Origin of the sequence: Vibrio algarum (assembly GCF_028204155.1) — a bacterium.
In the GTDB taxonomy this organism is placed as follows: domain Bacteria; phylum Pseudomonadota; class Gammaproteobacteria; order Enterobacterales; family Vibrionaceae; genus Vibrio; species Vibrio algarum.
Genome location: NZ_JAQLOI010000001.1, coordinates 1,041,326 through 1,059,016, shown reverse-complemented (window position 1 = coordinate 1,059,016; position 17,691 = coordinate 1,041,326). Strand labels below are relative to the sequence as shown.

16 protein-coding genes and 2 tRNA genes are annotated in these 17,691 nt (G+C 41.7%); 3 read left to right on the top strand and 15 right to left on the bottom strand.

The annotated features are described in order from the left end of the window. Nucleotides 1-204: 204 nt before the first annotated feature. The 13 genes from rpsO to rlmE all read right to left on the bottom strand — a co-directional run bounded on the left by rpsO (nt 205) and on the right by rlmE (nt 12,735). The gene (rpsO, locus tag PGX00_RS05175) at nt 205-474 is read right to left on the bottom strand and encodes a 30S ribosomal protein S15 (protein ID WP_272133466.1); all 270 of its coding nucleotides are present in this window, start codon (nt 472-474) and stop codon (nt 205-207) included. Between the two features lie 146 nt (nt 475-620). Then, the gene (gene truB, locus PGX00_RS05170) at nt 621-1,574 is read right to left on the bottom strand and encodes a tRNA pseudouridine(55) synthase TruB (RefSeq protein WP_272133465.1); all 954 of its coding nucleotides are present in this window, start codon (nt 1,572-1,574) and stop codon (nt 621-623) included. Then, nucleotides 1,574-1,972 (bottom strand): 30S ribosome-binding factor RbfA, encoded by a 399-nt coding sequence (gene rbfA, locus PGX00_RS05165; RefSeq protein ID WP_272133464.1) that lies wholly within the window; start codon nt 1,970-1,972, stop codon nt 1,574-1,576. The genes truB and rbfA overlap by 1 nt, the downstream gene beginning before the upstream one ends. Nucleotides 1,973-2,056: 84 nt before the next feature. Beyond that, the gene (gene infB / locus PGX00_RS05160; protein WP_272133462.1) at nt 2,057-4,744 is read right to left on the bottom strand and encodes a translation initiation factor IF-2; all 2,688 of its coding nucleotides are present in this window, start codon (nt 4,742-4,744) and stop codon (nt 2,057-2,059) included. Nucleotides 4,745-4,764: 20 nt separating this feature from the next. Beyond that, nucleotides 4,765-6,252: a transcription termination factor NusA gene (nusA, locus tag PGX00_RS05155; protein ID WP_272133460.1), complete on the bottom strand. Its 1,488-nt coding sequence runs from the start codon at nt 6,250-6,252 to the stop codon at nt 4,765-4,767. Nucleotides 6,253-6,271: 19 nt separating this feature from the next. Continuing rightward, nucleotides 6,272-6,727, bottom strand: a complete 456-nt coding sequence (gene rimP / locus PGX00_RS05150; RefSeq protein ID WP_272133458.1) for a ribosome maturation factor RimP — start codon at nt 6,725-6,727, stop codon at nt 6,272-6,274. A 245-nt stretch (nt 6,728-6,972) separates the two neighbouring features. After that, nucleotides 6,973-7,049 (bottom strand) — tRNA-Met (locus tag PGX00_RS05145). A gap of 86 nt (nt 7,050-7,135) precedes the next feature. Next, nucleotides 7,136-7,220 (bottom strand) — tRNA-Leu (locus PGX00_RS05140). 65 nt (nt 7,221-7,285) lie between these two features. Beyond that, entirely contained in the window at nt 7,286-7,627 is a 342-nt protein-coding gene (secG, locus tag PGX00_RS05135; protein ID WP_272133456.1) for a preprotein translocase subunit SecG, read from the bottom strand. Between the two features lie 151 nt (nt 7,628-7,778). Then, the gene (glmM, locus tag PGX00_RS05130; RefSeq protein ID WP_272133455.1) at nt 7,779-9,122 is read right to left on the bottom strand and encodes a phosphoglucosamine mutase; all 1,344 of its coding nucleotides are present in this window, start codon (nt 9,120-9,122) and stop codon (nt 7,779-7,781) included. Between the two features lie 9 nt (nt 9,123-9,131). Further along, nucleotides 9,132-9,971, bottom strand: a complete 840-nt coding sequence (folP, locus tag PGX00_RS05125) for a dihydropteroate synthase (protein ID WP_272137937.1) — start codon at nt 9,969-9,971, stop codon at nt 9,132-9,134. 68 nt (nt 9,972-10,039) lie between these two features. Further along, entirely contained in the window at nt 10,040-12,019 is a 1,980-nt protein-coding gene (gene ftsH, locus PGX00_RS05120) for an ATP-dependent zinc metalloprotease FtsH (protein ID WP_272133454.1), read from the bottom strand. A gap of 86 nt (nt 12,020-12,105) precedes the next feature. Continuing rightward, on the bottom strand, nt 12,106-12,735 hold the full coding sequence (rlmE, locus tag PGX00_RS05115; protein ID WP_272133452.1) for a 23S rRNA (uridine(2552)-2'-O)-methyltransferase RlmE: 630 nt from the start codon (nt 12,733-12,735) through the stop codon (nt 12,106-12,108). Between the two features lie 183 nt (nt 12,736-12,918). Between rlmE and yhbY the strand changes: the two genes are divergently transcribed. After that, entirely contained in the window at nt 12,919-13,215 is a 297-nt protein-coding gene (gene yhbY, locus PGX00_RS05110; protein ID WP_272133451.1) for a ribosome assembly RNA-binding protein YhbY, read from the top strand. 78 nt (nt 13,216-13,293) lie between these two features. On the opposite strand, the gene greA is transcribed toward yhbY, so the two are convergent. Beyond that, nucleotides 13,294-13,767 carry a transcription elongation factor GreA gene (gene greA, locus PGX00_RS05105; RefSeq protein ID WP_272133450.1) on the bottom strand — a complete coding sequence of 158 codons (474 nt, stop codon included), beginning with the start codon at nt 13,765-13,767 and terminating at the stop codon, nt 13,294-13,296. A 494-nt stretch (nt 13,768-14,261) separates the two neighbouring features. Here greA and PGX00_RS05100 point away from each other — a divergent pair, with 494 nt between their 5' ends. Both PGX00_RS05100 and dacB read left to right on the top strand, forming a co-directional pair. Next, a complete protein-coding gene (locus PGX00_RS05100) occupies nt 14,262-15,335 on the top strand; it encodes a porin (RefSeq protein ID WP_272133449.1) in 1,074 nt (357 codons plus the stop codon). Nucleotides 15,336-15,449: 114 nt separating this feature from the next. Continuing rightward, nucleotides 15,450-16,853 carry a serine-type D-Ala-D-Ala carboxypeptidase gene (gene dacB / locus PGX00_RS05095; protein ID WP_272133447.1) on the top strand — a complete coding sequence of 468 codons (1,404 nt, stop codon included), beginning with the start codon at nt 15,450-15,452 and terminating at the stop codon, nt 16,851-16,853. Here dacB and PGX00_RS05090 read toward each other — a convergent pair. Next, a complete protein-coding gene (locus PGX00_RS05090) occupies nt 16,819-17,664 on the bottom strand; it encodes a magnesium transporter (protein ID WP_272133445.1) in 846 nt (281 codons plus the stop codon). The genes dacB and PGX00_RS05090 overlap by 35 nt on opposite strands. Nucleotides 17,665-17,691 lie beyond the last annotated feature (27 nt).

The following is a 17,691-nucleotide window of genomic DNA, read 5'->3' as shown; positions in this document are numbered from 1 at the left end:
TTGATTAGATAGTTTTCATTAGTCGCGACCTTATGGCCGGCTACGCTGACTGTAATACTCGATAAAGTGCAAATTGACTAAGCTAAACTTAGTTGGGCAGTAGTATAGATGAAAAATGGTGATATGTGCAGGTAGAAGCTAGGAAAAAATCTTAGAAAAGAAAAAAGGGGGCTATAAATAGCCCCCTTTTCCAACAAACTGATCTTAGCGACGTAAGCCTAGACGTTTGATAAGGTCTTGGTAACGCTCTACGTTCTTACCTTTAAGGTAATCTAGTAGTTTACGACGGCTAGAAACCATACGTAAAAGGCCGCGACGGCTGTGGTGGTCGTGTTTGTGGTTAGCAAAGTGACCTTGAAGGTGGTTGATAGAAGCAGTAAGTAGTGCTACTTGTACTTCTGGTGAACCAGTGTCGCCTTCAGATTGTGCATATTCTGCTACGATAGCTGCTTTTGTTTCTGCATTCAGAGACATAAATCTCTCCTAAATAAGAGTTGCGTTAATAAAGTGTGCCGCCAATCTCTGATTCAGCCGGCACGAAGAGCGCGTATGTTACTTTGCCACGCATATGATCGCAAGCGATATTTGATAAACAAAGCAGGATAATTAAAATCCAGTACCTAGCTCTCTTCATCCCTAAAAACAACCAAGCGCTTTGGAGCTACTCTACCATCATCATCTATTTCACCAATGCCGATAAATAGCTTTTCTTCACCGCTAGTCATCCGCACAATACCATCAGTCGGTGCACCAAACACCTGTACAGGTTGGCCATGTTGAATCATATGTGTGAGATCTGGTATAAGATTCACTTCAGGTAAATCTTGTACAGCTGAGTCCATAGGCATTAGTAATGGGTCAAGTAGTTCTCGAGGAGCTATATCTTGCTCGCGAGCTTTCTCTAACAGTTCTTCTAACTGCTCGATTGTCACCATTTTTTCATAAGGATAGTGCGAAACACCTGTGCGACGGAGATAGGTAACATGAGCGCCACAGCTTAGCATTTCACCCAAATCATCGACAATTGTTCGAATATACGTTCCCTTAGAACAGTGCACTTCCATTTCAACTTCAGTACCTTCAAAACGCAGCAATTCAATAGAGTAAACGGTGATCTTTCTCGATTCTCTAGGTACTTCTATCCCTTCTCTTGCATATTCATACAAAGGTTTCCCTTGATATTTCAATGCAGAAAACATAGATGGGATCTGATCTGTTTCACCACGAAACTTCGCAATACATCGCTCTAATTGACCTCGATCGACTTTAACATCACGAGTCTGAACAACTTCTCCATCAGAATCCGATGTGTTCGTTCTTTCGCCGAGTTTAGCAATAACTCGATAACGCTTATCCGAGTCGAGTAAAAACTGAGAAAACTTCGTGGCTTCGCCAAGGCAGATAGGCAACATACCCGTTGCTAAAGGATCTAGCGCACCGGTGTGGCCAGCTTTTTCTGCAAAGTAGATTCTTTTTACTTTCTGAAGCGTATCATTCGAAGTAATACCGGTTGGTTTATCCAGTAAAATAACACCATCTACAGGGCGGCCTTTACGACGACCTCTACGACCCATTACTCTTCTTCCTCTTCACGACCTGATTCATGTGCGCGGCGTTTATCTTCACTAACCACTTCACTTACCAAGTTTGACATACGCATACCTTCAACCAAGGTATTATCGTAAGTGAAACGGACTTCAGGAGTGAGTCTCAAACGAATTCTCTTACCTAAGATCATACGTACATGAACTTCATGTTCTTTTAACGCTGCAAGGCTCTTTTCTGGTGTTTGTTCTCCAACACACAAGAAAGTAACAAAAACTTTCGCATATGCAAGGTCACGAGACACTTCAACATCCGAGATAGTTACCATTCCGATGCGTGAATCACGCACTTCTCGCTGCAATATTAGCGCGAGCTCTTTTTGTAATTGTTGCGACACGCGTTGCGTGCGGCTAAATTCTTTTGACATTTTTTCTCTCTTAGAAAAAATGAGGGGCTAAAGCCCCTCATGGTGTATTTAACAACCCGCTTTAAAAACGTTAGTCAATATCTGTTAGTCTAAAGTACGTTTAATCTCAATCGTTTCAAATACTTCAATCTGGTCTCCAGCGCGAACATCATTATAGTTCTTAACGCCAATACCACACTCGTAGCCATTTTTAGCTTCTTGTACGTCATCTTTAAAGCGACGCAGAGATTCGAGCTCACCTTCGTATATAACAACGTTTTCACGTAGTACACGAATAGGAGCATTACGTTTGATAACACCCTCAGTAACCATACAACCAGCGATAGCGCCTAGTTTAGGTGATTTAAATACTTCACGTACTTCAGCAAGACCGATAATTTCTTGTCTGAATTCTGGAGCAAGCATACCGCCCATGGCTTGTTTAACTTCATCAATCAATTGATAAATGATTGAGTAGTAACGCAGATCCAAGTTTTCGTTTTCAATCGTACGGCGAGCAGAAGCATCAGCACGAACATTGAAACCAAGAATGATGGCATTAGAAGCAGCAGCAAGTACAGCATCAGTCTCTGTGATACCACCAACACCTGAACCAACCACGCTTACTTTAACTTCTTCAGTTGAAAGTTTGTGTAGTGAATCAGTGATAGCTTCAACAGAACCCTGAACGTCGGCTTTAAGCACAACATTTAGCTCTGCAACTTCACCCGCTTCCATGTTAGAGAACATGTTCTCTAGTTTCGATTTCTGCTGGCGTGCTAGTTTCACTTCGCGGAATTTACCTTGGCGATAGTTAGCAACTTCGCGAGCTTTACGTTCGTCACGTACTACTGTTGCTTCGTCGCCTGATGCTGGAACACCAGAAAGACCGATGATTTCAACAGGAATTGAAGGACCTGCAGAGATAATTTCTTTACCGTTTTCGTCGCGCATTGCACGAACACGTCCATACTCTTGACCGCAAAGTAAGATATCGCCTTTGTTCAAAGTACCAGACTGAACAAGAACTGTTGCAACTGGACCGCGTCCCTTATCAAGACGAGATTCAACAACAACACCTGAAGCCATACCATCTGCTACAGCAGTTAACTCTAGAACTTCAGATTGAAGAAGGATAGTTTCTAGCAACCCTTCGATATTTGTTCCTTGTTTAGCTGAGATGTGGACGAACATGTTCTCGCCACCCCACTCTTCAGGAATAACATCATATTGCGCCAGTTCGTTTTTAACGTTATCTGGGTTTGCACCTTCTTTATCGATCTTATTCACAGCAACGATAAGAGGCACACCCGCCGCCTTTGCGTGCTGAATAGCTTCTACTGTCTGAGGCATAACACCATCATCAGCAGCAACAACGAGTACAACAATATCTGTTGCTTGAGCACCACGAGCACGCATTGCGGTAAACGCGGCGTGTCCAGGAGTATCCAAGAATGTAATCATACCGTTGTCAGTTTCAACGTGATAAGCACCGATATGCTGGGTAATACCACCCGCTTCGCCAGATGCAACGTGAGCCTTACGAATGTAATCAAGTGTCGATGTTTTACCGTGGTCAACGTGACCCATGATAGTAACTACTGGAGCACGTGGCACTGCATCTTCAGTTCCATCACGATCAGAAAGAATTGCTTCTTCAAGCTCATTCTCTTTACGTAAGATAACTTTATGACCCATTTCTTCCGCAACTAGAGCTGCAGTTTCTTGGTCAATAACTTGGTTAATCGTTGCCATTGCACCCATTTTCATCATTGTTTTGATGACTTCAGTGCCTTTAACTGACATTTTATTTGCTAGTTCAGAAACAACGATTGTTTCACCAACAACAACATCTTGCTTAGCGACTGTCGCTGATTTATCAAAACCATGTTGCTGCATTGATGTCGGTTTAGCCAATTTACCTTTACGGCCTCTGCCACGTTGGTTGCGACCACCGCGACCCTGAGCTTCATTGCTTTCAGGTGCTTTTTTCTTACGCTTACGACGGTTAGGACCAGGAGCGGCAGCTTGACGATCCGCTTCATCTTCCGCTTCACGAGCGTGAGTAGATGTAGTCACGTGATAGTCAGTTGTCTCTTCTTGTGCCTTTTTCTTTTTCTCTTCTTCCGTCCAGCGCTCTTGATTCTCTTCGGCTAGCTTACGTGCTTCTTCAACTAGTTTAAGCGCTGTTTCTTCAGCTTTTTTCTTTGCTTCTTCTTCTTGTCGACGTTTTAACTCATCGGCTTCTTTTTGAGCTGCTTCTTGCTTAATCTTTTCTTCTGGATTCATTTTTGGCTCTGCTTCACGTTTTGCTTTTGCTTCTGCTTCACGCTTCGCCTTCGCTTCTGCTTCACGTTTTAATTCTTCTTCACGTTTTGCTTTCGCTTCGGCTTCACGTTTAGCTGCCTCTTCTGCTTCACGTATTGCTGCTTCTTCAGCTTCACGTTTCGCAGCTTCTTCAGCTTCACGTTGGGCATCTTCATCTACTGCTGTACGTTTAACGTAAGTTCGTTTTTTACGTACTTCAACCTGCACATTTTTACTTTTGCCACCACTAGCTGCGACACTCAGTGTGCTGCGAGTTTTGCGTTGTAAAGTTAGACGTGTAGGTTCTGTTTCACCCGATGTGTCGCCATGTTCTTTTTTAAGGTGAGTAAGAAGGTGTGTTTTCTCCTCATCCGAAACATTGTCGTTGCTGGTCTTTTTCATACCGGCATCAGCAAGTTGTTCTAACAAGCGTTCAACCGGTGTGCCGATTTCTTCGCTCAGTGCTTTAACTGTAAGTTGCGTCATGCGCTACCTCCTTGCTGAAATTAATCTTCGTCGCTAAACCAACAGATATTACGAGCAGCCATAATTAGTTCGCCAGCTCGTTCTTCTGTTAAACCTTCGATACCCTCTAGGTCATCGATGCCTTGTTCAGCTAAATCTTCTAATGTTGCAACGCCTTTGGCTGCAAACTTAAATGCCAATTCGCGCTCTAAACCTTCTAGACCTAATAGGTCTTCAGCAGGTTCTAAGCCTTCGAATGACTCTTCTTGTGCAAGCGCTAATGTTGTCAAGGCATCTTTTGCACGGCCACGTAGTTCTTCAACGATATCTTCGTCAAGACCAGAAACTTCTAGTAGTTCGTTTACTGGTACGTATGCCACTTCTTCTAATGTTGAGAAGCCTTCTTCGACAAGCATTTCAGCGAAATCTTGCTCTATATCGAGATACTTCATAAAGTTTTCGATAGAAGCAACGGATTCTTCTTGGTGCTTTTTCTGTAGCTCTTCGACAGTCATTACATTAAGTTCCCAACCGGTTAGTTGAGAAGCTAAACGTACGTTTTGACCATTACGACCAATTGCTTGAGCCAAGTTATCCGCTTCAACAGCAATATCCATTGAGTGAGCATCTTCATCAACAATGATTGATGCGACGTCAGCAGGTGCCATTGCGTTAATAACAAATTGTGCCGCGTTATCGTCCCAAAGTACGATATCGATACGCTCACCACCAAGTTCACCAGATACCGCTTGTACACGTGCACCACGCATACCAACACAAGCACCAACAGGGTCAATACGACGGTCGTTGGTTTTTACTGCGATCTTAGCTCGAGAACCAGGATCACGCGCTGCACCCTTAAGTTCAATTAACTCTTCCGCTATTTCTGGCACTTCAATACGGAATAACTCAGTCAACATCTCAGGTTTAGAGCGAGTGATGAACAACTGAAATCCACGCGCTTCAGGGCGCACTGAATATAGAAGACCACGAATACGGTCACCCGGACGGAAGTTTTCACGAGGAAGTTGATCATCACGCATGATAACAGCTTCGGCGTTGCTACCTAAATCGAGAATGATAGTTTCACGGTTTACTTTTTTCACAACACCAGTAACAAGTTCACCTTCGTTATCGATAAACTGTTCAACTACTTGTGCACGCTCAGCTTCACGTACTTTTTGCACGATAACTTGTTTAGCAGTTTGAGTCGTAATACGGTCAAAAGTAACGGATTCAATATCATCTTCGATATATCCGCCAATTTCGATAGTTTCATCTTCGTATTTAGCGGCATCAATAGAGATCTCTTTCGTTGGACTCTCTACTTCTTCTACAGCCATCCAACGACGGTATGTATCAAAGTTGCCTGTTTTACGGTCAATTTCTACACGAACTTCAATTTCTAATTCGTGTTTTTTCTTCGTTGCTGTTGCTAATGCAATTTCTAACGCTTCAAATATACGCTCACGAGGAACAGCTTTCTCGTTAGAAACAGCTTCAACAACTGCTAAAATTTCTCTGTTCATTACTCTAGCCTCTCAAGACTTAAAATTTAGGGATCAGGTTAGCTTTAGAAATATTGCTTAATGCAAATTCTTCATTTTGTCCTTCAGCGGTGATAACAATCGTTTCACCTTCAACTGCTTGAATAACACCTTTCCATTTACGGCGGTTACCCATAGCCATTTTGAGAACAATATTGACCTCGTGACCAATAAATTGTTGATAATGTTCTGCTTTAAAAAGTGGCCTTTCCAGACCAGGAGAAGATACTTCTAAGTTGTATGCAACCGAAATTGGATCTTCAACATCTAGTACCGCACTTACTTGACGGCTTACTTCAGCACAATCGTCAACGTTAATGCCGTTTTCACTATCAATATAAATACGTAAGGTTGAGTGTTCGCCTGCGCGAATAAACTCAAGACCGACTAATTCGTAGCCTGAGGCTCCTACAGGAGACTCCAGCATTTCAGTTAGTTGCCTTTCTAAACCAGTCATTTAACCACTCCAGAAACAAAAAAAGGGCTCAGAGCCCATTCTAAATCCCAAGCAATAACACTGCTCTTCAACCAAAATGGCGAAGTACAGATAATAAAAAACCCCGATATAGTCGGGGTTTATTATTGCTGGACCCTGATATAACTAAACAGCAACTAAATATAGTTATCGTTTAGTTCATAGTTAATGTGACTCTGTAAATCGCCATTAACTATGAAAACTTATAAATCAGACTCGATGAGTATTGGTTGCGGGGGCCGGATTTGAACCGACGACCTTCGGGTTATGAGCCCGACGAGCTACCAAGCTGCTCCACCCCGCGTCCGACTGTCGAGCATTATACCCTCAACAGATTGATTTACAAGTTACATCAACCTAATCCTGATATTACTATCAATCTTAAATTAATGGTGCCGAGAGAGGGACTTGAACCCTCACACCCTAAGGCACTAGCACCTCATGCTAGCGTGTCTACCAATTTCACCATCTCGGCATAAAAACTTTTTACTTTTCAGGAACATCGCTTACAAAAAAACAAGGTCCACTTGAAAATATTTCTTATTGAGGAATTTCGTCGCCGCTTTTCTCGGCTGGAATTTCACTCGGTACGTCTGTAGCTGCTTCTTGGATTACTTGACCTTGCGTAGGGTCAATCCATTGAGACTCAGTTTGGTGCGTTGCTAAATTACCAAAAACTAGAGCTACAGCGAAAAATACAGTTGCACATATTGCAGTCATTCGGGTTAGGAAATTTCCTGAGCCACCAGCACCAAACACTGTGTTTGAAGCACCGGCACCGAAAGAGGCCCCCATATCTGCGCCTTTACCTTGTTGAATCAATACTAGGCCAATTACACCAGCAGCAGCCAACAGGTAAATCACAAGTAGAATAGTAGTCATTTTTCCACCTATGTTACTATTTGTCGAACCAGCGCCGCCTAAGATACTCAGAGACAAAGCTAGCGGCCTCCAATATCGAAGGCCGAGCAATACTATAGGATTGGTATTGGGCTGACAAGTAAAAATTTACACTTAAGTTCTAAGTGGTTAATTATGCGTCAAAGCTTGCTTTGACCGCATCTGCAATCTTCAGTGCTGACGCCTTAACAAGAAGCTCGTCTTCACCTTCAACCATCACACGAATTAACGGCTCCGTACCTGATTTTCTCAAAAGGACACGCCCTTTTGAACCAAGTTCTTCTTCTACTTCGTTTGTTGCAACAATCACAGCTTGAGCCTCTAAAGGGTTTGAGTCGCCGCTAAAACGAACATTTTCTAATACTTGCGGGTACAGGGTCATGCCCTCTGCAAGTTCCTTAAGAGACATCTCACTGCCGATAACCGAAGCAAGAACTTGCAATGCAGCAACAATTGCATCACCGGTTGTCACTTTATCAAGCAAAATCACATGTCCAGAGTTCTCTGCACCAATCAACCAACCTTTTAGTTGTAGTTGTTCCATCACGTATCTGTCGCCAACAGCCGCTCGAACAAATGGAATACCTAACTGCTTTAGACCATTTTCCATGCCTAAATTAGTCATTAATGTGCCTACAACGCCACCCTTTAATTCCCCACGTCTCAAGGCGTCTCGTGCAATAATGTAAGCAATTTGGTCACCATCTATCTTTTTACCTTCATGGTCGACCATGATGATGCGATCGCCATCACCATCAAATGCTAATCCCAGATCGGCTTTTTCTGCTATTACACGCTGTTGCAAGGCTCGAACGTCGGTCGCGCCAACTTCAGCATTAATATTAATACCATTGGGCTCAACCCCTATTGCTATGACTTCAGCACCCAGTTCTTTGAACACTGAAGGGGCAATATGATAAGTCGCACCATTGGCGCAATCGATCACGATTTTAAGCTTTGCTAGATTAAGTTCTTTAGGAAAAGTGCTCTTGCAAAATTCTATGTACCTTCCCGCTGCATCTGCTAGTCGAGCCGCTTTTCCAAGCTCAGAGGATTCTACGCAAACTAATTCTTTGTCTAACTCAGCTTCAATCGCTAGTTCAATATCGTCAGGTAGTTTCATTCCTTCAGAAGAGAAGAACTTAATACCATTGTCGTAATAGGGATTATGTGATGCCGAGATTACAATCCCTGCTTCTGCTCGAAAAGTCTGCGTTAAATAGGCAATCGCAGGCGTAGGCATAGGACCCGTTAGCGTTGCGTTTAGTCCTGCCGCAGCAAGCCCGGCTTCTAAAGCAGACTCAAGCATATAACCAGAAATTCGAGGATCTTTACCAATAATAACTTGTTTGGTTCCTTGCTTAGCCAGGACTCTCCCTGCCGCCCAACCAAGTTTTAATATAAAGTCGGGAGTAATTGGGAATTGACCAACTTTGCCACGTACACCATCGGTACCGAAATAACGTCTTTCTGACATAGGTTTATCCTACTGTTTATATTTATTTTCATTTAAACATTGAACGATTTTTAGTGCGTCTAATGTTTCTTCAAAATCATGTACTCTTAAAATTTGAGCACCTTTTAACGCAGCAATTGTTGCACAAGCGACACTCGCTGCCATCGTATCTGACGGTTCTTTATCTAACAATTTAAACAACATCGACTTACGAGACATACCTGCAAGTATAGGAAAGCCAAATAGATGGAAGTGTTCTAGGCTATCAAGAAGTTGATAATTATGTTGTAGTGATTTGCCAAAGCCAAAACCTGGGTCCAATATAATCTGTTCTCTTGCTATCCCAATCGCTTCACAAGCTGCTACTCTTTCGCGCAAAAAATCACCGACATCAGCGATAAGATCATTATAGAGAGGGTTAATTTGCATCGTTCTCGGCTGGCCTTGCATATGCATTAGACAGACCGGTGCTTTAAATTGAGCCGCGATTTCCATCGCACCAGGTTCACTTAATGCACGAACGTCATTGATGATATCAGCGCCAGCTTCAAGCGCTTGACGCATGACCTCGGGTTTGCTCGTATCGATAGAAATCCATACATCGTGTTTTTTTCTAATGGCTTTGATGACAGGGATGGTTCTTTCAAGCTCTTCATCTAAAGCCACATCTGGCGCACCAGGACGAGTAGATTCACCACCGATATCGATAATAGCAACACCTGCGTCAATCATTTTTTCAGCGCGTAACAAAGCATTATTTAGATCATTGAACTCGCCTCCATCAGAAAATGAATCAGGCGTTACATTCAAAATGCCCATTACTTTAGTTGTATCGAGATAGAGTTCTTTGTTGTTAGATTTTAATTTCATCATTAAGCAGTTTTGATATACAAAAAGACCCCGAAAATATCGAGGTCTTAGTTTTATTTATTCAGAAATTACTCAGATTTGTTGTCTTTCTCAACGTCACTTTGTTCATCTGCTTTTGCTTCTGGAGCTTGTTTGACAGTTTCTTCTGATTTAGCTTCTGTGTCATCGCTTCCATTAATCGCAGCGTTCGCTTCGTCGCGAGATTTCTTCACTTTATCTGCAGAGTCAGTTGTCCAACCTTGTGGTTCGCGAATATCAGCTTTGCGAGCCATCAAGTCATCAAGCTGACCAGCATCAATGGTTTCATATTTCATCAATGCATCTTTCATTGCATGCATGATATCCATATTTTCTTCTAAAATTTTCTTAGCGTGTAAGTAGTTTTTATCAATGATCAAGCGAACTTCATCATCGATTAACTTAGCTGTATCGTCAGACATATGTTTCGTCTGAGTTACGCTACGACCAAGGAACACTTCGCCTTCTTCTTCTGCATACAGAAGCGGACCAAGTTTTTCAGAGAAACCCCACTGCGTAACCATCTTGCGAGCGATATCTGTTGCGCGTTCGATATCATTAGATGCACCAGTCGATACTTTATCCATACCGTAAATGATTTCTTCTGCAAGACGTCCACCATACAAAGTCGCGATAGACGACTCTAATTGAAGACGCGACATGCTGATGCGATCTTGCTCTGGTAAGAACATTGTCACACCTAAAGCTCGACCACGCGGGATAATTGATACCTTGTACACAGGATCATGGTCTGCAACCAAAAGGCCAACGATAGCATGACCAGCTTCGTGGTAGGCTGTCGATTCTTTTGATTCTTCAGACATAACCATTGAATGACGCGCTGCGCCCATCATGATTTTATCTTTCGCAAGCTCAAACTCAACCATAGATACATTACGTTTATTGCCACGAGCAGCAAATAATGCAGCCTCATTAACAAGGTTCGCTAAATCTGCACCTGAGAAACCAGGTGTACCGCGAGCGATAAGCGACGGTTCTACATCACCTGCTAAAGGTACTTTACGCATATGTACTTTTAGGATCTGTTCACGACCTCGTACATCTGGTAAACCAACCATTACTTGGCGGTCAAATCGTCCAGGACGTAACAACGCAGGGTCAAGAACATCGGGACGGTTTGTTGCAGCAATGACGATGATGCCTTCATTACCTTCAAATCCATCCATCTCAACAAGCATTTGGTTCAGTGTCTGTTCACGTTCATCGTGTCCACCACCTACACCAGCACCACGTTGACGACCCACTGCATCAATCTCATCGATGAAGATGATACAAGGCGCGGCCTTTTTCGCTTGTTCAAACATGTCACGCACACGAGATGCACCAACACCAACGAACATTTCAACGAAATCAGAACCTGAAATAGTGAAGAATGGAACCTTAGCTTCACCAGCAATTGCTTTAGCTAAAAGTGTCTTACCTGTACCTGGAGGACCTACCAACAGTATACCCGTTGGTATTTTGCCACCCAGCTTTTGGAATCGACTTGGATCACGTAAATAATCCACAAGCTCTTTCACATCTTCTTTGGCTTCGTCACAACCTGCTACATCACCAAATGTGGTTTTGATTTGCTCTTCGCTCATCATACGAGCTTTACTCTTGCCAAAGGACATAGCGCCTTTGCCACCGCCACCTTGCATTTGACGCATGAAGAAAATCCATACACCAATTAGAAGGATCATTGGGAACCAAGAAATAAAGATAGAGCCAAGCAAGCTTTGCTCTTCAGGTGGAGACCCTTGTACCTTAACTTTCTGGTTTATAAGGTCATCAAGCAACTTATTGTCATAGAAAGGCATATAAGTAACGTTGCGAGAGTTATCGCGACGATAAAATACGATTTCTTGATTATTAAATGTTGCTTCCCGAATTTGGCCTTGGCCAACTTCTTGCACAAATGTGGTGTAGTCCACCGTTCTGCCGTTACTTTCACCAGGTCCAAAACTCTGGAATACCGACATCAAGACAACAGCGATTACCAGCCACAGAATTAAATTTTTTGCCATGTCACTCAAGGTGTCAGCCTCTCGATAACTAATTGTAATTAAAAGTAGAGTACTACAGATCGTTGTCCGTAGCTACAGCGTAATAGTTAACCTTTATACCCAGTGGCAACTATGTAGACCTCTCGAGAACGAGCTCTCGATGAGTCTGGTTTTCTTATTCTCACGACTTGGAACATGTCGCGTACATCTTTCACGTATTGGTCAAAGCCTTCACCTTGGAAAACTTTAACAACAAAACTACCATTAGGAGATAGAACCTGTCGACACATATCAAGCGCAAGCTCTACTAAATACATAGCTCTTGGTTGATCAACTGACAAGTTACCTGCCATATTAGGTGCCATATCAGACATTACCACATCAACCATATCTGGTTGAATTCTCTCTAAAAGTGCCTCTAAAACTGAATCTTCTCTAAAGTCACCCTGGAGAAAGCTCACACCCGCTATCGAATCCATTGGCAAAATGTCACAAGCTATTACTTGACCAGCATCACCCACGATTTCAGTCGCATATTGAGACCATCCTCCTGGAGCAGCACCTAAGTCAACAACCGACATACCCTGTTTAAGCAATTTGTCTTTTTCTTGAATTTCTTCAATCTTAAAGATAGCACGGGAACGATAACCTTTTTTCTTTGCTTCATTAACATATTTGTCATCGAAGTGTTCTTTAAGCCAACGTCCTGAACTTGCTGAATGTTTCTGTTTACTCATTCTATTCCTAGTAGATTTAGACAAATTACCAAATAAGTATGGTAGAAAAATTAGTCTTCGTGATTAGATGGCGTTAAAATACGGTTTTTCAACCCCGAATCCGTTTAACTTTCATAAATTATCATGCTTTTTTTGATATTTGAAAGTTGGGCACTTTTAACAACTAACATAATTGGCCACGTAATGAATCTAAGCACCAAGCAAAAACAGCACCTTAAAGGCCTAGCACACAACTTAAAACCCGTTGTGCTAATGGGCGCAAATGGATTAACCGAGGCTGTACTAGCTGAAATCGAACTGGCTCTTGATCACCACGAATTAATCAAAATTAAAGTTGCGTCAGAAGACAGAGACACAAAACAACTTATTATTGATGCGATTGTTCGCGAAACTAAAGCTGAAAAAGTTCAGACGATAGGTAAAGTTTTAGTACTTTATCGTCAATCTGAACAGAGAAAAATTGAGATACCACGTAAGTAAATAGCCAAACTAGCTATTACCACTAATAAAAAAGGTCGCAACTGCGACCTTTTCAATTATCTACCTGACGAAAAACCGTTAGATATATTCAACTTTATCAATTTCGTAATCTTTATCTCCACCAGGAGTCGAGATTATAACTTCGTCGCCTTCCAACTTACCAATAAGACCACGAGCAATTGGTGAACTTACAGAGATACGGCCAGCTTTAATATTCGCCTCATCTTCGCCAACAATCTGATACCTTGCTTCTTCATCGGTATCCATATCAATCAACGTCACTGTAGTGCCGAAAATAATTTTACCCGTATTTTCCATTTTCGTCACATCAATAACCTGCGCTACAGATAGCTTATATTCGATATCTCTAATCTGTGCTTCACAAATGCCTTGCTCTTCACGAGCAGCATGATATTCCGCATTTTCTTTCAAGTCACCGAGTTCACGAGCCTCTGCAATTGCAGCAGAAATAAGTGGACGGCGCTTTAATAACACTTCTAACTCTTCACGTAGCTTCTGTTCGCCACGTAAAGTCATTGGGACTTTTTCCATTATAAACCTCTAAGACCAAAGTTAGCTTTGGACAAAACAAACCCTCTCAACATGGGCTGAGTGGGTCTAGTTACAATTCAATTTCGTTTAGTGTAAACAAAGATTAGTGATTAATCATCTATATTCACGTTTTGTATCACAAAAACAAAACTAGACAGCAATTATATGTATCACAGCCTAAATTCACACCTGAAGGCATATAAAAAAACCTAAAAATCATCATCATTTTCGCAATTCACCTAAATAGAAAAAACACCAATTAAAATATACAAAACAAAAACTTAAACTTAAATGCACAATGTTCGATTGTGAGTTTTATATCATTTTACTAACGCGTTGGGGAACTTACACGGTACAAATTTGTTCACGAGGAAACACAACAATTTGGAATTTATACAAAATCTAAGCTTCTAGTTAGGTGCTGTATAAGATCTACGTTTAAACCGAAAAATTATTTTCCCCTTAAATAATTGTTAGATTAGGAATAATCAAAAATGAATAAGACAATTTTAGCTTTAGCAGTATCTGCAGTAACCATTTCAACAGGCGCATTCGCTTCAGCTGACGGCAAGCAAGCTGGTTCAATTGACGGAACAACCGTTTATAGTGCTAATGGCAACACATTAGAAATTGGCGGTCGTGCTGAAGCACGTATGTCAGTTAAAGACGGCACTGCTGAAGACAAATCTCGTGTTCGTTTAAACTTCTTAGGCAAGACTCAAATTACTGACGATTTCTACGGTGTTGGTTTCTACGAAGGTGAATTCACTTCTTCGGACAATGGCGGCCCAACTGACTCAGACAGTGACTCCATTACTAACCGTTATGCTTACGCTGGATTTGGTGGTGCTTTTGGTGAAATCACTTATGGTAAAAACGATGGTGCTCTAGGCGTTATCACTGACTTTACTGATATCATGGCTTACCACGGCAACAGTGCAGCAGACAAAATCAACGCTGCTGACCGTGCAAATAACATGGTTTCTTACAAAGGTGCTTTCTCTGACCTAGCCGTTAAAGCAAGTTATCGTTTTGCTGATTCTGAAAAAGATGGCGTAGATAGTGCTTATAAAGACAATGACCAAGACGGCTACTCTCTATCAGCTATCTACACTGTTGCTGATACAGGCCTTGCTTTAGGTGCTGGTTACGCAGACCAAGACAAAAATAACGAGTACATGCTTGCTGCATCATACAAAATTGGTTCTTTCTACGTAGCTGGTAACTTCACAGACGGCGAAAAAGATTTCGACAACCAATATGAAGCAACTTCAGGTAATATGACCAACTTCTCTGGCATCCAAGATTATACTGGTTACGAGCTAGCAGCAGCGTACAAGTTGGATCAAGTTGTATTCACAACGACATACAATAACGCAGAAACAGGTAACCATACTTCTGCTGATAACGTAGCTATCGATGCAACGTATTACTTCAAGCCGAACTTCCGCACTTACATCTCATACAACTTCAACCTTCTTGATGAAAACGATCAACTAGGAACAGGTACTGTTGGTAAAGTTGGCGCTGAAGACGAACTAGCTCTAGGTCTACGCTACGACTTCTAATCCATTTTAGGATTTACAAATCGTATCAAATATTAAGAAACGCCTGCTTTTGATAGCAGGCGTTTTTTTTAATCTATATACTAAAATTCCTTTGGTACCTTCGGTTCGGTGACTATGCGCGTATTTATTACATTTCTTTGTATTGGTTTCTCATTTTACGTTTCCGCTTATGAACCGATAAACAGCTTACCTACAGGTAGTCGTGTCAGCCTGTTAGTAAAAAATCCGACAGAAACAGCTTTATCTATCAATACTAAACAGCTCTTCCCACCAGCCAGCACACTTAAAATCATAACCGCCTTAGCAGCCAAATTGGAGCTAGGTGACGATTTCAGATTCGAAACTCAATTAGAGCAAAAAAACAAAGATATCGTCATACGTTTTTCAGGTGATCCCACACTAAAAACGCAAGATTTAGATAACTTGTTTAAACAGGCATCTAATCAAGGCATTAAGAGTATCGAGGGTAACATTTGGTTAAATGATAGTATTTTCACTGGGTATGAAAGAGCTGTCGGTTGGCCGTGGGACATTTTAGGCGTTTGCTATAGTGCCCCCTCGAGTGCAATAACTCTCGACGGTAACTGCGTACAAGCCTCTATTTATACTAACAGTGATGGTTCAACTCGAGCTCACGTACCAGAACATCAACCAATTATTGTTACAAATGACGTAATCACCGTCACTAAAGAGGTTCAAAAAGAGAGACAATGTCAACTGGAGTTGCTCACTTCAGATAACAATAACTATCACTTATCTGGTTGTTTAATAAGTCAAAAAAAACCATTACCGCTAAAATTCGCAGTACAAGACACCCAAGAATATACCTCTTCAATAATAAAAAATTTACTGGCTAAACATCGTATTTCTTTCAGTGGCAACATTGCTTCACGCAATGATATTCAAGGCACACCGATCGCGACTCATTTATCGGCTCCATTAAATGATTTAGTGGAGTCGATGTTAAAGAGCTCTAACAATCTCATTGCTGACAATATTACTAAAACGCTTGGGGCTCGGTTTTACTCCCAACCGGGCAGTTTCAATAATGGTACTGAAGCTATCAAACAAATCATTTTCTCAAATAGCCGTATCAATTTAAGCGCTTCTCAATTCGCCGATGGATCAGGTCTATCAAGAAACAATAGAATGACAGCAGAAGATATGAACAAAATACTAGAATATATCTGGAAAAATGAATCAACCCTTGGCGTGATTAAAATATTGCCAAAATCAGGCGAGACTGGCACCTTGAAATACAGACGAAGTATGCGTCAAGTACCTATCAAAGGGCAATTACAAGCAAAAAGTGGGTCGGTCTACGGCAGCTACAATATGGCAGGTTATGTATTGAACGGTAACGGACAACCTAAATCTACCTTCGTACAATTTATCAGTGACTATTTCCCTAAAAAAGAGGAGAGCGAATCAAATTCACTCTCCCCTCTTTTTAAGTTTGAAAAAGCTTTTTATCAAGATCTTATCAAGCTATCCCCAAAAAATAGTTCACTACAGTGAAATAGATCCACATTCCTGTAATATCAACGACTGAGGCAAGTACTGGGCTAACTAAAACAGCAGGGTCCAGTTTACATGCCCTGGCTAAAATGGGTAACAATCCACCTAGCGTTGTAGACAAAGTGACTTGAATAAACAATGCGATAGCAATAGCCAGTGCGATAACATTGATGTCAAACCCCGCAGTAGATACGGAGTCACTAAAAAGTAAAATTCGAGCCACAATAACCACAGCGACAACGAACGCTAAGCAAATCGCGATTCGACTCTCTTTTAAAAAGACCTTAAACCATTGTCGTTTTTTTAGCTCACCTGTTGCTAGCGCTCTAATCACCAATGTTGCAGCTTGTGAGCCTGTATTTCCGCCCGCTGCGGCAATAACTGGCATGTATATCGCTAACAATACCAACTGACTCAATGTGTCTTCATATTTTGAAATAATAAGACCAGACACTATACCGAGTAGAGCAAGCATCACTATCCATCCCACGCGTTGTTTCACGTGTTCAATTACGCTAGTAGTAAGATATCCATTGGTGGGTTCTGCCTCCGAGCGTATAAAACCCAATCTATTCGCATAATGTCGTGCTTGTTTATCAAAACCTTGTAACTCTAACTGTTGAATTAAATGTTGTACGTACCCTACAGTACAATGCTCAAGAATCGCTACCGCTTCTTCAATTGGCATGACTGTCAGTAGGTGAATTTGCTGTACTTCTTCATATTTTAAAAAAGCATTTCTTGCTGCTCCAATTTCTTTATACGAAAAAGAAGCAGTTGTATCTAAATATTCATGGTTTATTACCGTCACGGCGAATCTCCCGATTAGCTAGACGAC

Bases quoted from the DNA above. Each gene is read 5' to 3' on its own strand.
- nusA (WP_272133460.1), bottom strand. From the start codon at position 6,252: ATGAACAGAGAAATTTTAGCAGTTGTTGAAGCTGTTTCTAACGAGAAA.
- infB (WP_272133462.1), bottom strand. From the start codon at position 4,744: ATGACGCAACTTACAGTTAAAGCACTGAGCGAAGAAATCGGCACACCG.
- rimP (WP_272133458.1), bottom strand. From the start codon at position 6,727: ATGACTGGTTTAGAAAGGCAACTAACTGAAATGCTGGAGTCTCCTGTA.
- rbfA (WP_272133464.1), bottom strand. From the start codon at position 1,972: ATGTCAAAAGAATTTAGCCGCACGCAACGCGTGTCGCAACAATTACAA.
- greA (WP_272133450.1), bottom strand. From the start codon at position 13,767: ATGGAAAAAGTCCCAATGACTTTACGTGGCGAACAGAAGCTACGTGAA.
- rpsO (WP_272133466.1), bottom strand. From the start codon at position 474: ATGTCTCTGAATGCAGAAACAAAAGCAGCTATCGTAGCAGAATATGCA.
- rlmE (WP_272133452.1), bottom strand. From the start codon at position 12,735: ATGAGTAAACAGAAACATTCAGCAAGTTCAGGACGTTGGCTTAAAGAA.
- PGX00_RS05100 (WP_272133449.1), top strand. From the start codon at position 14,262: ATGAATAAGACAATTTTAGCTTTAGCAGTATCTGCAGTAACCATTTCA.
- secG (WP_272133456.1), bottom strand. From the start codon at position 7,627: ATGACTACTATTCTACTTGTGATTTACCTGTTGGCTGCTGCTGGTGTA.
- yhbY (WP_272133451.1), top strand. From the start codon at position 12,919: ATGAATCTAAGCACCAAGCAAAAACAGCACCTTAAAGGCCTAGCACAC.
- truB (WP_272133465.1), bottom strand. From the start codon at position 1,574: ATGGGTCGTAGAGGTCGTCGTAAAGGCCGCCCTGTAGATGGTGTTATT.
- dacB (WP_272133447.1), top strand. From the start codon at position 15,450: ATGCGCGTATTTATTACATTTCTTTGTATTGGTTTCTCATTTTACGTT.
- folP (WP_272137937.1), bottom strand. From the start codon at position 9,971: ATGAAATTAAAATCTAACAACAAAGAACTCTATCTCGATACAACTAAA.
- ftsH (WP_272133454.1), bottom strand. From the start codon at position 12,019: ATGGCAAAAAATTTAATTCTGTGGCTGGTAATCGCTGTTGTCTTGATG.
- glmM (WP_272133455.1), bottom strand. From the start codon at position 9,122: ATGTCAGAAAGACGTTATTTCGGTACCGATGGTGTACGTGGCAAAGTT.